The following is a 15,085-nucleotide window of genomic DNA, read 5'->3' as shown; positions in this document are numbered from 1 at the left end:
TTCCATTAACGAATGTTCCCCTGCTTGTAGCTATCCCCCGGGGGGATTCTTACGGAAGAAAAACGTAACACCAGCGGGACCGTAAGGGTTGCATAATGTGGGAACAGTGCGTGTAGTTCCGTGGGGGAGGGTTGGCTGCTGAGATACCGGCCCTACTCGACGAGTGCGCACACCCTCGGCCTTTGGGAACAAGCCGGATGTTCTTATTGCTCCTTGGCTAAGGGAATAGAAGTCCCAGCAACCTGACTTCACCATCACTGTGCTCGCCCCATCGAGGCTATGGGTCCTTTTGTCCTAACAGCAGTACCTATGATTCAACAAAAGTTTTGATGATGATCCCAAACGGACCCGTTCATCGGCAGGATTTCCGTGGTGGTTGCTTGGTTCCTTTGCTTGGTTCCCAATTTCTACGATAGAATGAAAACAGTGCTGGGTATTCATCGTGTGGTACACTGATGGGGGGAACGGGGAGGTTGTACACTATGGAAGTACCTATGGTTGCCGTTGTTGGGCGACCCAATGTCGGTAAGTCAACATTATTCAATCGATTGCTTGGTCGTGTGTTAGCCATTGTCGAAGATCGGCCTGGTGTGACGAGGGATCGTTTGATGGCACCTTGTACTTGGAACGGACACACCTTTCAGCTCGTGGATACCGGTGGCCTTCTAGGTGACCGGACCGATCCGTTTCTAGCATCCGTCACACAACAAGCGGAGGCTGCTATTGCTGCCGCTGATGTTATACTTTTCCTGTTGGATGTCAAACAGGGTGTCACGTCCCCCGATGAGGAAGTAACTGCAAAGTTACGACGGGTAAAAAAACCTGTGGTTCTGGTGGTTAATAAGGTGGACAATCAAAAACAGCGGATGATGGCCTATGATGCCTATCGGTTGGGGTTGACCCATGTACATATGATTTCCGCCCTTCATGGCATAGGGACTGGTGACTTGCTCGATCAATTGGTTGAACTACTTCCTAGGGGGGAGGAATCCCCTGCAGAAAAACCAGAAACCCCCGATCAAGAGGGAAAGGGGAGGGTTGTGCGGATTGCAATCGTAGGGCGTCCCAACGTAGGGAAATCCTCCCTGTACAATGCTCTCCTGGGGGAGGAGCGCGTCATTGTAGATGAAACGGCGGGCACTACCCGGGATGCTATTGATACGTCGCTATCCTATCAGGGAAAGGACTATATTCTTATTGATACCGCAGGAATGCGGCGGCGTAGCCGTATCGATGAACGTACCGAGTACGTCAGCGTTCTCTATGCTATCCGTGCCCTAGAACGAGCCGATGTGGTTTGCATGGTCTGGGATGCTAGCCAAGAAGTCTCAGCGCAGGACCTACGCATTGCCGATTTGGTGCAACAAACAGGCAAGCCCTTGCTTTGTGTGGTCAATAAATGGGATATTGTGCGTTCTGGTGGAAGCATGGGTGCCTGGAAAAAAGCCCTCATCCAGCGCATCCCCGCCTGGGACCACGTTCCCGTGCGTTTCGTATCAGCTCTTACAGGTTGGCATATCGGGGAACTGTTGCCTTATATGCGTCATTTGGATGAATTACAGAGGCAAAATTTCCCTACTCCCATGCTGAACTCACTATTGCAAGCAGCCCAACAGCGGACACCCCCTCCTCCACGACGAGGTAAAGTTTTTCGGATTTACTATGCTACCCAGACAGGAACTTGCCCCCCCCGTATCCTGCTCTTCGTAAATGAACCGGGTCGGGCCCACTGGAGCTACCTTCGCCATCTCGAAAATTGTTTGCGCACAGCACTTCCCCTAGAAGGTATTCCCTTGCGTATGCATTTGCGTAAGCGGGAGCAAGGTACCGCTAAAAATAACGAAGGATTACAAAGAAAATAATGTCAATTATTATATTCTGCTGTTTTATTGCCTACCTACTTGGTACTTTTAATCCTGCCTATGGTTTAACACGTGTTTGCAAGGGATACGATATCCGCGAAATGGGGAGTGGAAACGCAGGTGCTACCAATGCATCGCGGATGTTGGGAAAAAGTTTGGGTTTCGTTGTTCTCTTCCTTGATATGGGTAAGGGCATGATTGCTGCCTTGTTGCCCTCCTGGTGGGGGTATGGGCACCAACCCCTCCTTTCTGTACTTGTAGGTAGTTGTGCAGTATTGGGGCATATGTTTCCCATATTTCTTTCGTTTCGCGGAGGCAAGGGTATTGCGACGATTTTAGGGGTAGCTTTCGTTACGGATCCCCTTATCGGTTTATGGATGTCGGCAATAGGACTGGGCATCATTATCATCACCCGGTATGTATCCCTGGGTTGTCTTGTTATGTTGCTCTTCTTTCCCTTTTTGTTATGGGTACGTAATTATCATTCATGGGTGATTATATTCGCTTCCTTCATTGTTTTTCTCAGTTGGTTACGTCATCGTCGCAACATTGCCAATCTGCTCCATGGGAAGGAGCGTCGTTTTCTATGGAAGTCGTGAAGGGGACAAGGGAAATTCGCAAGATAGCTGTTCTGGGTGCAGGCAGTTGGGGAACTGCCTTAGCGTCTGTACTCTCTCGCCCACCCGTTAGGGATACGCCCTTCCTTTCCCCTATGCGGGTTGTTCTATGGGCACGTCGCAAATCCTGTGCGGACGAGATTGCAAAACAACATATGAACTCACAGTATCTTGGTCGCGTTCAGCTTCCAAACTCGTTGTGGGCTACCAGTGACCTACAGGCGGCTGTGCAAGATGCGGATGTTCTTCTATTCGCTGTGCCTGCGGTTGCCATGCGTATGGTAGCAAAAATGGCTCTACCGTGGATTTGCCCGGATGTTTGTGTGGTTCACGCGGCCAAGGGTTTTGAACCAGGGACTCGCAAACGGATGTCAGAGGTGTTGAAGGAAACATTGCCTGTTTGTCATCGCCTGGATCCCGTGGCATTAGCGGGGCCCAGCCATGCGGAAGAAGTGGTCCGCAGTTTGCCAGTGGCCACTGTAGCGGCGTCCCCCTCACTAACCCATGCGCAAATTCTACAGGCATTGCTTTCCCGTCCCCATTTCCGAGTTTATACCAACACAGATATCATTGGTGTGGAAATAGCAGGGGCTCTAAAAAACATTGTTGCCTTAGCCTCCGGTTTGGCCGACGGTCTCCAATTGGGGGATAATGCCAAGGCTGCTCTATTGACCCGTGGTTTGGCGGAGATCTGTCGTTTTGGACAGTTGCAGGGTGCACGTATGGATACCTTCCTTGGCTTGGCCGGTGTGGGTGATTTGGTGGTCACCTGCAATAGTCAGCATAGTCGTAATTTACGTGCGGGTAGGCTCTTCAGCCAAGGCATGGATCTGGAACATGTTCTCCGGGAATTGGGGATGGTGGTAGAGGGTATAGAAACCACCCGTTCCGTACATAGAATGGCACAACAACTAGGGGTCACCATGCCTATTACGGCTGCCCTTTATGAGGTTCTGTTTTCCCAGGGGGATCCTCGACAAATAGTACAACAGTTGATGCAAAGGCAGTATGGACGGGAATATTCCCCAGGTACAATGAAAAATTCTCGTTGATTCATGGGATACAGAGGCGTTTATGATGACACCTCTGGGGGATATTTTCGTAGAATGGAGACATGCCTGGTTGGGGGCATACTAGCCAGAAGTAAAAAATACTCGAGGAAAATGATGAGGAAATTAGGTTCGCCAGGGATGGGTAGAAATGCCCCCAACACTAGGATAAAGAGGAAGAGAAAAGGTAATGACCGTTGTTAGGTCATTACCTTTTTCCCTTGGAAAGCCATTGCGAAATCCATTTCTGCACTATGGGGGACTGAAGCATTCCCATGATTGTTTTAGGATCGGGAAGTGAACCCCCTTCGTTGTTATCGCTATTGTCGCCTGGTGGATAGCCGTTACGGGCGGATTGTTGGGTTCCTGGATTTCTCCCCATACCCTGGTGGTTCCCCATGCCTTGATTCCCCATACCTGATGGACCCGAAGGGGGGTCCAAATCAAGGTTGGGGGATAGTAGTCCCCCTGGATGGCCAGGGTTTTGTTGGGATTCAAAATTGGGTTCATGGGAAAAAGGAGGGTCATTTCCTTTGGGTTTTAGGGGTAATTTTGGGAATAAATTCCCCCCCGCCCCCTTTTTGCCCCATATATTTCCTGCCATACCTAGAAGTTGATGGGCTGAGTCCATCATTTTTTCTATCCTCTGTAAGGATTGATTGAGGGTCTTGACGGAGGTTCGAATGGTTAGGAATCCGTTCCATATCTTAGGCCATTGGGCTGATGTGATCAACTGGGATAGAGTTTCTAGACCCCCCTTTCCTTTTCCCCCCATCGAATTAGGTTTAGCCACGATGGGAAAACCGGATGGGGGGCCAGGTGGGGTGGTGGGCGGTGGATTCGTAAACAGGCGTTGGCGTTGGATGAGGGACCTCCTGCGGCGGTTTCTCCTGTTTCTTCCTCTCATTTGGACAACCTTCTTTTTTATGAATCAATTTCAGAGATGGCGTGACTCCACAGGGACGTTCCTTTCCACGGCATATCCTCCTCATTCTATGAAGATGGGGAATGACTTGGACGGGTGTTTGCCTTTTTTTCCCCATTTCCCTGCCACAGGCCCATTGCTCCCCCGGTTCCTCTATGGTGTGTTCCAATCAGCAAAAACCATGGTACGGAGGGGTATGGAGGTTCCTGGGCAGGCATAGAGTAGGTAGTGTCGTGAGGATAGCCAAGCGGGGAATTTTTATGCTTTGCAACCGCAAACCATCCGGGAGTGTATGGGGATGGGGAGACGCCGACGAGGAGGCTGGTTTGGGTATGGAGAAGGTGGATGTCCTTAAGGACATTGCGGAACAAACAGGTGGGGATATCTATCTGGGTGTAGTGGGCGCAGTACGAACGGGAAAATCAACCTTCATCAAGCGCTTCATGGAGCAAGTAGTCATTCCTAACATTTGTGAGGAATCCGATCGCGCTCGCGCTACCGACGAACTCCCCCACAGTGGTGCTGGAAAAACCATTACAACTATTGAACCAAAGTTTGTCCCTAATCAGGCGATATCCATTCATGTAGGGGAAGGTTTGGATGTCAATATTCGACTTGTGGATTGTGTGGGATATGCCATTCCGGGTGCGAAGGGTTATGAGGATGACCAAGGACCACGTATGATCAATACTCCGTGGTTTGATGATCCCATCCCCTTTCAGGAAGCAGCTGAAGTAGGTACAAGAAAGGTAATTCAGGATCATTCTACGTTGGGGATTGTATTGACGACAGATGGCTCAATCGCCGATATACCCCGTATGTCCTACGAAGCTGTAGAGGAACGGGTGGTTAGCGAGCTTAAGGAAGTGGGTAAACCCTTCATTCTGTTACTAAATACAGCCAATCCTCATAGTGAGACCACAGAGCAGCTTAGGCATCATTTATCGGAAAAGTATGATATACCTGTCATTGCTTTGAGTGTTGTTTCTATGAGTGAGGACGATATCCTACGGGTTATGCGTGAGGTTCTATATGAATTTCCTGTTCATGAGGTGAATGTCAATTTGCCCAGTTGGGTAATGGTTTTAGATGAGGAGCACTGGTTGCGAAAAGAGTTCGAGCAGGCAGTCCGGGATACAGTACAGGACATACGAAGGTTGCGTGACGTAGACCGAGTGGTGGGCCACTTTACGCAATTCAGTTGCATTGAACGGGCTACTCTGTCAGGCTTGCACATGGGGCGTGGCAGTGCTGGTATTGATTTATATGCCCCTGATGAATTATACTCCGAGATCCTAACGGATGTGGTGGGTGTTACGATCCAAGGTCGTGATCACCTTTTGGAGCTCATGCAAGAATTTACAACGGCGAAGGCAGAATATGATAAGGTGGCAGAGGCTCTTAAGGAGGTTCATGCGACGGGTTACGGCGTAGCGGCACCTTCTAAAGCGGAGATGGCTCTGGAACCGCCCGAATTGATTCGACAAGGAACGCGTTTCGGAGTACGATTGAGGGCAATGGCCCCCTCGATTCATATGATTCGCGTTAACGTGGAATCGGAATTTGCACCGATCATTGGGTCGGAAAAGCAGAGTCAAGAATTAGTGAATTATCTTATGAGTCACTTTGAGTCAGACCCACTCAAGATTTGGGAATCCGATATCTTTGGACGTTCCCTGAATCAAGTTGTACGGGAGAGTATTCAGGCCAAATTGTCTATGATGCCGGAAAACGCCCGTTATAAGCTACAGGAAACCCTGGAGAGAATTATCAATGAGGGCTCCGGGGGACTCATTGCAATTATCCTGTGAGAAAATGGGGGCGACGGGGGGATGAGTTGCTCACATATAGGTTACTGTAGAGGGGCATCGTAAGTTCTAATCACAAAATCGATGGGCACGAATATGGGGTGCTTGTCCTAGCGCGGGAGGTCCACTAGAAAATATCTTGTGCTTTTCAGGAAACATGGTAGACTGAACCCAGGAGGTGAAACCTGCTGTCCACACCTACCCTTATTTGGCTGGCCTGGTACTTCTCTGGAATCCACCCTGGGTGGATTTTTGGTATCAGGAATTTGCTTAGGTTTTGGGCCGAGCAGGTAAAGGAACTATGAATAAGACAGAATTGATCGATCAGGTAGCCAAAGTCACAGACCTGAAAAAAAAAGAAGTCACGCAAGTTGTTGATGTACTCCTCGCCACAATCAAGGAGGCTTTGCGTGCCCAAGAAAAGGTACAGTTGGTTGGCTTTGGGAACTTTGAGGTGCGTAGCCGACCGGCCCGTAAGGGTCGTAATCCCCAGACCGGGGAAACCATCCAGATAGCTGCTTCCCTTGTACCCTCGTTCCGTGCTGGGAAGCAGCTCAAGGAAGAGGTAAACCAGGCAGCTATGGCGAACACGGAAATGGCTGCGTCCGATCAAGACCCAGCACCGGAGGAGGACTAGAAGGGTCCAGACGGACAACCCGTCGTTTCGCTATTAGGGGTGCAGTGGGTGGGTTACATAAGGGCTTCAGTTCCTAACAACGAAAAGGGTATTTTGTTAGGTGCGGCATGAATCGCCTTTTTGTGTCCCAGGGATTCCCCCGGGCATTCATCGTAAAAAGAGGGGGAGTACCGTTTTCCCGTTTTCGCGGATAGAAAAGGGGTTGCCTACATTGGATGTTGATCAGGCGAAGGTGCATACCATAGTATCCATGTTGTGCTGGAGGGCAATTGGGGGAGAAAAAATCTCCAATGGGGGGATTGCGGAGAACTCCAGCACATGTAGAATGCACGTATAGTGATTTTGAAGTGGGATTTTTAGTGGTTTGGACAAGCGATCCTATTGCCATTTCAACGCAATATTTACAGTTTTTCCCGTTCGTGTACGGACACTGCTATGGTGGTTATGATGGGGACGGGGTATTTTTTTATGTATCCGTGCGAACGTTTGCGAACCGGGTACAATAACGGTTTGCGGTGGTTTTATTCCGAAAGAAATGGGACAGATAGGGAGGGATCGTACGATTGCTGGCAGTAATATTCTGAGGTAGATGGAGGGTTCCGGAGTGTTGGTCCCCCCAGGGAACTCACCTTTGTTTGCCTTGGGGGCAAGGTTCTTCGGTTACTCTGAATTCTTGTTACCCATAATACATATTTAGGAATACGTACGAGGTGTACGAGTGATGGTTCACAATGGACAGGTCCATGTTGTTTTGTTGGGGGGTGTAAGAGATAAGGGGCCTCTACCTAGTAGTATGGGGATAAAAGAGGGTGTGCTGGGATGGCTAGGGGAGGGATGTATCCCTAACCGGACTCCCCCCCCCCCTGGGGCTGTGGTCCCGTTTTTTTTGTGTTGGGAAATCTTGTGGGCACCCTCTCAGTCAGGAACATTGAGATTTATCTCTTCTCAGGGGCAGGTTCTAACTAACGTTGCAGGGGGGTCCTCCTCTGATATGGAATCACGGGACCGTGCAATTTCTTGTGGGGAATGCCTTATCTATGAATCTAGTCTCACCTTTTCGTAAAGCAATTGAGTAACATAATAACATTTTGTCATGAAACTGTTCCTGTTTTTGTATCCCCGGTGATTTGCCTTATTTAATATATTTTTATAAAATTTTTACTGTCGAGTAGGGTTGGCATCTCAGCTAACCCTCTCACAGGGTGTCGGGTCAAAAGTATGGATGGCACTGATTGGCCATTTAGGCACTCCATGCCTTACTTTTCGTTTTTGCTTCTGTGTCATCGTAACATTCTATTTATTAATAAATTAATGCTATATGTAAGACTTTGTTCAATCTTTCTTTTGATTTATTTTCAAAGTCTTACCATTCAAATATAATTGCGCTCGGGTAGGGGCCATCTCTATCGTTCCCAATCTAAATCCTGTATGAATAGTATTATATGAACCTGTCCTCACCACAGGGACCGTGCAATTTCTTGTGGGGAATGCCCTATCTATGAATCTAGCCTCACCTTTTCGTAAAGCAATTGAGTAACATAATAACATTTTGTTATGACACTGTTCCTGTTTTTGTATCCCAGGGGTATTTATCTTATATTTATAAGGTGTTTCCTTTAATCGATAATTTATTGTAAATTCAGAAAATAATGGGCTGGACAGGCCGTTGCGAGATTTAGGGGTATAATGGATATTGAGATGGGCGGCGGATACCCAGTCTGATGCTGGAAGGAAGGAATATGGTACCTCCGTTCCGTGGAAGAACTCGTCGGATGGAGGGAGTTTCCCGGGGAAAAACCGTCGTGGCGCCTTAGACGGTTTTTCCCCAAAAGGTGCTAGCTAGAAATCAAGGGTATGGACATCGTCCATACAACCCCGCTCTTATTCCGTGCATAAGAGGGGATGAAAGTCATAAGCCATGCCATATGGTGGGGAGGGGTTCCCCGTTCAAAATTTCGGACTCGTAGTCAGCGGGGATCGAAAGAAGATCCTCGACAGGCAATGGGTTGGGGTTTTCTTTTTGTTTCCCCACCCAATAGAAAGTGGTAAGCATCAATTCGGGGACGGTCAGATCTTTCTGTACGGAACCTCCATACGTCAAAAAAACCGCTCCAGTAAGGAGAAGGGTTTTATTTGTTTAAAAATGTTAATCGGGAATCCAACCCGAATCCTTGTATCTATCTTTCTCTATACCTTTCAGGCCTCATTGGGTATGATTTAATATATATTCATAAATGCATTTATATTGTTATTTTTATTTGATAATTATGAATATGATACAAGGATTGCCCCTATCGTGTCAGATTCAGATGATGATGATCCCCATAATGTGTACTTGTGAGGCCTGTAAAACCTTGTTGGGGGGTTCCCAAAGGCCCGGTAACACTTGCACACTTGCATTGCAGTGTTAGGAATTCCGTCCCTTCCATTAGACCCAGGGGATTGGGAAGTTCCACTGGCACCCATATCATACCCCGGTGGTGTATCAGACCTTGTGGAACCTAGGGAGAGACCAGCGGGAAATCGCTAACAGCTGCGGTATCCGGATCAGGACTGGGCCTAAATTGTACAGACCCTTGCGCGGGGAATCCGAAACCCAGGGAGGCAGTGGCACCTGTTTTCGGAGATCCTTGTATACTCATGGGACCTTGATAAACCGGGGGACCAACAGGGGTACCCACAGTGACGCCCCCGGAATCTAATCGAACCTACATTCAGGAATTCCGTACATCACCTACGGGATCCCCTAGATTCTTCCCCCGAGGGGATCAGGAATGTGGGCTAAGAGGACACCGGGGAATCTGGTACGGTGGTAAGCCGGATACCACCAGGACGTATCAAACCATTGTAGCCATTTTCTATAACAAAAGCTGATTATGCCGTATCCATAATATCCCATTGCAACATTCAATAGTTTGTTTTGCCAACGAGGCAAGGATGTTCCCCAATTCTTGGCAATCTCCTTTCCATCCCTTTATACATATCTCCATAAGACTCCGACAGTTTTTCTCGACACGCCCTATTCTAAACTCAAAACATTTTTCCTTATCAGAAATTTCTTCATCAAGGATTAGATCCCCTTCCTTGGACAAAGCGATCTGATCAACAAATAGGGCACGATCGCACGATCTGCAGTGAAAAAGAATGAAGCGTTATTATGTAAAAAGGGGATGACTCATGCCCCCTACCTCTGATAGAATATTGATCACCAACAAACAATAAACTCAGAGGAGGGAAAACATGAGCGTCCACACCTATAATACAACATTATCAGGAAAAATCAATATCCAAAAAGAAGAGTCATGGATAGCTAGAAATTCGATGAAGATAGGCGACCGGTCCATTGACTCCCCGTATTGTGGAAAAACACTGAAAAGTACGTGTCCCTTCTGTCATAGCCATAATGTCTTAATAGATGAGAAACTGATTCTAACCGATAGGACCATAATGGCAATGGCAAACGAGAAGCTGGCCCTAGCCAACGAGACAATGGCAATGGCAAACGAGAAAGCTGGCCCTAGCCAACAAGGCAACGGCAATGGCAGCAGGGAATAAGGACACAAAATGGTCTGCGGTAGCCGGTGAGATTGGAAAATTACATAGTACGAATCCGTCCCCTGCCCCCCAAGAAACGGAACCCAATCCACTGATCGAGGATTCTCCATCCATAACTTTGCGTGACGGAAAAGATAAAGGTCCGGGAAATGCACGATCCGAAGGGGATGGATATCATCAATTGCACGATCCAAAAACTCGGGATCGATTCTTACGTGCTCAACGTTTTTTCGATGATCTCAAGGAGGGAATTACCTCATGGGGTCCCAAGGAGTGGGAGGAATCTAGGCATCTGATTGAGAAACTGCTATTATTGTGTTGCCCATCGAATCACAAGGAAAAAACGAAGGATTCCCTTCTCCTGAATGACGTTACTAGCCTTATGTTCCATCACGACGGTGGTAGTATTTTGGTGCGGGCGCTGATTGGATTGTTGAAAAACGCATGGATCCCAGAGATAGACCCTCTAACCGACCCAAAGACTTGGAAACCCGTTGTCGAGGACCTATGTAACTTACGCATGCGTGTAGATCGAACCCTCCATTGTCTGAAATATCCCCAGGATGAGGGGAAATGGGGTCTATCATCGCGGATACAGCACACTGTTTGGGGAACTAGATCTAGAGGTTCCTAGGACAAGATGGGAATTTTCACCGTACTTGTTACCACGTTATCAGAGTGCAAAGAATACCCTCAAAGATTTCATTTATGGTGCTGGTGCTGGAATTAAAAGTCAGTTGATTTGGTTTTTTCCGATATTAATTATATTTCAAAATGATATATATTGATTGCTATTAGTTAATGAATTACTTCTGTATAATATGTATGGATAATTTGTAATGTAAATAAAAAAATGAATAGTATGAATGTTTTGGTCTAGATATGTGTGAAACGTAACGATTATGGTTGTATTTCTACTATAACCATGGAAACTCGGTTTTTGAACCCATGAGCGCGGAAATGAATGCCTTATTCCGCACATCTTGGCACGCCAAATAGACCGGCCTATAGTTCCAATTATTTTATGAATTTTTTAAATTATTAGATATGCTCATCACGATATGGCTTCTCTCCTTATTATTCTTATAAATTTTACTATATATTCGGAGACTTGAGATGTGTTATACGCTACACACTTTGCGAACATTGTCAACCTAGCTCTTCGTTCACCACGCACCTTAAGTCGGCGAGCTCCGTAAGCATTTTTTAGTGCGGAGCAAACGCCCTCAATGGCCGCACGACTGTTCCCTGCTTCCCTATATTTTGTCTCCTCCAATTGATCTCTTTGCTCCGCCGCAGAGTACGTTCGGTCGGTTAATCTTATGGTTCTTCCCCCTGTTTTGTTGAGTTTGCCAATGCACTGATCCGCAAAGGGGCACTTCTTGCAATCCTCCCCGTTGAAATAAGCCACACTGGTCCCGCTCCCTGGTTTTCTCCCTGGTTTGTACTGGCTGTTCTCGGGTTCCTTGTTTGCCACGCACCGTGTAATTTCCTTTGTTCTTTTGTCTCGCACAAACGTGCTTGCCCTCAATTTATCGGGGTTCTCCCTTCGGCCCGTCATATTGGTGAAGCATAGCGAAATACCCTTTGATTGGGCAAGTTCGCTTATCTCATGGCTGTAGTACCCCCCATCGGCACACAACCGCATTCCATCATGGGGAACCCATGTTTCTATGTACTCCTTCGCAAAGGCCGTATCTGGATGAAGGGAACCTTTCATATCAAAGAAGGAAATTAGGCTTACTCCCTTCTCTCCATCACGATCCTCTACGATTTGTCCGGAATATCCCCCTGTTTGTTCTTCTTCCTGTACTGAGCATCAGGATCATAAGGGCTTTGTAGACTACCAGAACGCACCTTGGAGAGCATCCTGAGATTTCCTTGTTCATCCTCCTCAGTTTGTTCCCAGATCACCCTTTCCAGCAATGCATACTCCTTGGTTGATCTGATGTTGTCATATTCGGAGGTGTAGTTCCTTATAGCCAAGCAAACTCCAACTAGCTCCGCAGTCCTATGATCCCTTGCTGTTACTCCTTTTTGGGGGAGGAGAGGAGGCTGATGGCCCAATGATTGCTGACAATCGATGTCTGTTTGTTTGCATCCCTTTTCCAAAAAGACCCCCCACCCCGCGGGGAGGGGAATTTGAAGTTCAGCCGAGATACAAACCACATTTTTTGCCACCAGATCGATCACTTCATTACGGGTTAATTTCCTTATGTTACTGTTGATTAGTGTGCTATCCATTCTACGGCAGGTGGATATCATACCTACTATTGACTTTTGGAAGGTGGTGAAGTGCTGAAAGGAACCCTGTGTAACATTGCATCTTACTTTCTCCTCGTATGCCAACAACCGTTTCCTACCGTCATATAATGTCCTTCTACCTATAAGGGGCTTTCCTTTTTTCCCCCCCAGAGCTTCAAAAAATAGTCCCTCCCGTGGGAGACGTTCGATCAATTCCCTGTCGGTCCACCCGAAGGTCTCTTTAACGAACTCCATGGTTAGGGTAAAAAGGATATCCTTACACGGTTGACCAATCGTATTATGATAATCGGCATATGTTTGCCTGTACCATGAAGCATGTTGCCTGTAATACTCGCAAAGGATTGCAAGTTTAATTTCTTCTTTGGTGGAACACCAGTGCCACTGATTCGCAAAGCATTCCATCCATTCCTCTACCTCTTTCAAATTCGACTGTTCCATGGTACAACGCCCTGGAATCATCTGTTATCAACCTCCTTTTTTATAGTATAAAGAGGATTGTATAGAAATAACAGATGGTTCTCAAGTTTCTTTGGCAGTAATTTTCAGGTGAAACATAAAAGTTGTTTCGAATGTACATGGGAGAAAGGGGTCACATCTTGTTTTGTGTATATATTTCAGAATATTATTATAAATATCGATGGCCCGGCCGTAATTTAGAAACCGAACTGCTATGGATAATATGATTTCTTAAAAGTATATATAATTATTTTTATGAATCCGCAAAGGATCATTCTCCATTTTTATTGGAACCTCAAGAAACAATTGTGAACCTTGTTAACCGCGCCAGCACCAAAAATAAAAAGACATATTTTGTTTATCGTTAATCTATATTTTTAACATAATAAAGACGTTATATAATGAAATTATTATTTATTTAACTCGTTCTCGCCATTATTTCCCCCCTCTATTCATTATCTCCCCACATACTAACGGCTTCGGGTGGTATCAACTTGTTGATAACCACGCGAGGCAGTTGACTGCGTCTGAGAATGGATGGTAGAGATGGTGGGATGCACGGTAAAGAAGACACAGGGACGAAACAATCCCTTGAACCGTTCTCCGGTATTCCTAAATGGGTTTTCCCATGGGTATTGTTGTAGCCGCCTACACCCCGCGGGCGCGGGGGGAGATTGTGACATCGGTTGATGAATTGGGAGGCAGTGGGAAAGGGATGATCACGGGCCTAAGGGGACGAACAAGTTATGAATGATAAATAAGGAGTTACTATATAAAAAATGGGGATTGATCCTGCTCCGTACCCCCACAGGGAAGATGTTGAACTATTGGACCGTGGTGGATCCAAAACCGGGGGTTGAACCGGTTGATTGTTTGGGATATGTAGTAATAAACTGGTGCATTCGAACAGCCATGTCGTTATCCCCTAAACAAATTTTAGCGGCTTTTGCCAGGTGGGAAGCTATCTCACGTTCCTCCTTAGACACTGTTATGTCGTCTGATCCGTAGATTGCATCTGTAGATAATATCCTTAAGAGCTTTTGGTCTCTCTTCCAGATTACCGCTGCTCTCTCCCCCTGGGCTTTGGATCCCCCCTTCTTAGCGTTGTTTTCCTCCTTTTGTTCTTTCAATGACTCATTGTTGGGCTTTGGACACCATTTTTCAGCAATAGGGTCCTCCCCCTCTTTCGACTGTTGCTGTTCAAAATCCTGTTTACGATCATTGGGCCGGGAGGGGGGTGCTCCCTCACGTTCGAATTCCTCTGACAACGCGCAGAGGGATTCTCTTACTTTCCTAACCCTATCCCTTTGTTCAACAGGAGTAAGCGGGGAATTCTCTATTTCTCTTGCCTCTTCAACAATATATTTCAATTGCGTTGGATCCCCGCTGGCTATGAAGTCCCCATAGCTGTACTGCAGAGGTGAAACATGAAAAAGGGGCTGGCTTGACGGGTTGTCTTTTCGGGAAATTGTGGTACAATGACGTGGAGTGCTCATTTCTTCCTCCCCTTTCGAAAGTATGTTTAGACTTTGGTGGGTTTGAATATCTTAGACAATAGGGTGTGAAGTATTTGGGCACTCTTTTGTGTGCGGTTTCTTGCGAACCATGTTTTTTCCCATTCCCTTTACCATCATTTCGGTAATAATAGCGAGCATTTGCTACAATATACACTGTAAGATTATATTTTGCAAGACGTATTTCTATATGAATTTGGCCTCACGGATAATTGCAAAGATCTACCTTGACAAGGGTTGAATATTATGGTTTTCGTAATTCGATGTTATTTATACAAAAAAAATTCTGAACTTTTACAACAAACAATATCATCGTTTAATATAGATATAAAATTACTATAAACAGGTCCTGAATAGATAGATACAGGATTCGGGTTGGATTTCCAATTAACATTTT

General features: G+C 46.6%; 14 protein-coding genes and 2 pseudogenes. 10 read left to right on the top strand and 6 right to left on the bottom strand.

Features of this window, described 5'->3' with window-relative positions:
• Positions 1-482 precede the first annotated feature (482 nt).
• Genes der through PPRES148_RS08835 form a run of 3 tightly spaced genes read left to right on the top strand, consistent with a single transcriptional unit; the run spans position 483 to position 3,531 of the window.
• On the top strand, positions 483-1,862 hold the full coding sequence (gene der / locus PPRES148_RS08845; protein ID WP_149454308.1) for a ribosome biogenesis GTPase Der: 1,380 nt from the start codon (positions 483-485) through the stop codon (positions 1,860-1,862).
• A complete protein-coding gene (gene plsY / locus PPRES148_RS08840; RefSeq protein ID WP_149454140.1) occupies positions 1,862-2,461 on the top strand; it encodes a glycerol-3-phosphate 1-O-acyltransferase PlsY in 600 nt (199 codons plus the stop codon). The genes der and plsY overlap by 1 nt, the downstream gene beginning before the upstream one ends.
• Positions 2,449-3,531, top strand: coding sequence for an NAD(P)H-dependent glycerol-3-phosphate dehydrogenase (locus tag PPRES148_RS08835; RefSeq protein ID WP_246142937.1), 1,083 nt, complete (start codon positions 2,449-2,451; stop codon positions 3,529-3,531). The genes plsY and PPRES148_RS08835 overlap by 13 nt, the downstream gene beginning before the upstream one ends.
• Before the next feature lie 205 nt (positions 3,532-3,736).
• Here the strand turns inward: PPRES148_RS08835 and PPRES148_RS08830 are convergent, their stop codons facing one another.
• Positions 3,737-4,162 (bottom strand): hypothetical protein, encoded by a 426-nt coding sequence (locus PPRES148_RS08830; RefSeq protein WP_149454139.1) that lies wholly within the window; start codon positions 4,160-4,162, stop codon positions 3,737-3,739.
• 190 nt (positions 4,163-4,352) lie between these two features.
• Here PPRES148_RS08830 and PPRES148_RS08825 point away from each other — a divergent pair, with 190 nt between their 5' ends.
• The 4 genes and pseudogenes from PPRES148_RS08825 to PPRES148_RS11890 all read left to right on the top strand — a co-directional run bounded on the left by PPRES148_RS08825 (position 4,353) and on the right by PPRES148_RS11890 (position 8,741).
• Complete coding sequence (locus tag PPRES148_RS08825; RefSeq protein ID WP_223128017.1) at positions 4,353-4,673, top strand: hypothetical protein; 321 nt, start codon at positions 4,353-4,355, stop codon at positions 4,671-4,673.
• A gap of 112 nt (positions 4,674-4,785) precedes the next feature.
• Entirely contained in the window at positions 4,786-6,264 is a 1,479-nt protein-coding gene (gene spoIVA, locus PPRES148_RS08820) for a stage IV sporulation protein A (RefSeq protein ID WP_149454306.1), read from the top strand.
• A 298-nt stretch (positions 6,265-6,562) separates the two neighbouring features.
• Positions 6,563-6,829 (top strand): annotated as a pseudogene (locus tag PPRES148_RS08815) (HU family DNA-binding protein); the annotation flags it as partial.
• A 1,762-nt stretch (positions 6,830-8,591) separates the two neighbouring features.
• On the top strand, positions 8,592-8,741 hold the full coding sequence (locus tag PPRES148_RS11890; protein WP_187820252.1) for a hypothetical protein: 150 nt from the start codon (positions 8,592-8,594) through the stop codon (positions 8,739-8,741).
• A gap of 66 nt (positions 8,742-8,807) precedes the next feature.
• Here the strand turns inward: PPRES148_RS11890 and PPRES148_RS08810 are convergent, their stop codons facing one another.
• A complete protein-coding gene (locus PPRES148_RS08810) occupies positions 8,808-8,999 on the bottom strand; it encodes a hypothetical protein (RefSeq protein WP_149454136.1) in 192 nt (63 codons plus the stop codon).
• Between the two features lie 757 nt (positions 9,000-9,756).
• Positions 9,757-9,990, bottom strand: a complete 234-nt coding sequence (locus PPRES148_RS08805; protein ID WP_149454135.1) for a hypothetical protein — start codon at positions 9,988-9,990, stop codon at positions 9,757-9,759.
• Positions 9,991-10,138: 148 nt separating this feature from the next.
• Here PPRES148_RS08805 and PPRES148_RS08800 point away from each other — a divergent pair, with 148 nt between their 5' ends.
• Positions 10,139-10,453 carry a hypothetical protein gene (locus tag PPRES148_RS08800; RefSeq protein ID WP_149454134.1) on the top strand — a complete coding sequence of 105 codons (315 nt, stop codon included), beginning with the start codon at positions 10,139-10,141 and terminating at the stop codon, positions 10,451-10,453.
• 250 nt (positions 10,454-10,703) lie between these two features.
• Positions 10,704-11,163: pseudogene (locus PPRES148_RS13375) on the top strand (transposase); the annotation flags it as partial.
• Between the two features lie 344 nt (positions 11,164-11,507).
• Here the strand turns inward: PPRES148_RS13375 and PPRES148_RS08785 are convergent.
• Together PPRES148_RS08785 and PPRES148_RS08780 are read right to left on the bottom strand one after the other, a co-directional pair.
• Positions 11,508-12,173, bottom strand: coding sequence for a transposase (locus tag PPRES148_RS08785; RefSeq protein WP_149454131.1), 666 nt, complete (start codon positions 12,171-12,173; stop codon positions 11,508-11,510).
• Positions 12,174-12,220: 47 nt separating this feature from the next.
• Positions 12,221-13,177, bottom strand: a complete 957-nt coding sequence (locus PPRES148_RS08780; RefSeq protein ID WP_149454130.1) for a hypothetical protein — start codon at positions 13,175-13,177, stop codon at positions 12,221-12,223.
• Positions 13,178-13,802: 625 nt separating this feature from the next.
• Here PPRES148_RS08780 and PPRES148_RS13050 point away from each other — a divergent pair.
• Positions 13,803-13,928 carry a hypothetical protein gene (locus PPRES148_RS13050; protein WP_281289954.1) on the top strand — a complete coding sequence of 42 codons (126 nt, stop codon included), beginning with the start codon at positions 13,803-13,805 and terminating at the stop codon, positions 13,926-13,928.
• Between the two features lie 70 nt (positions 13,929-13,998).
• On the opposite strand, the gene PPRES148_RS08775 is transcribed toward PPRES148_RS13050, so the two are convergent.
• Complete coding sequence (locus PPRES148_RS08775; RefSeq protein ID WP_149454129.1) at positions 13,999-14,670, bottom strand: hypothetical protein; 672 nt, start codon at positions 14,668-14,670, stop codon at positions 13,999-14,001.
• Positions 14,671-15,085: the final 415 nt, after the last annotated feature.

It is taken from the genome of Pasteuria penetrans, assembly GCF_900538055.1.
Lineage (GTDB): Bacteria > Bacillota > Bacilli > Thermoactinomycetales > Thermoactinomycetaceae > Pasteuria > Pasteuria penetrans.
Note: the sequence above shows the minus strand (reverse complement) of the source record. Positions and strands in the feature narration are given on the sequence as shown.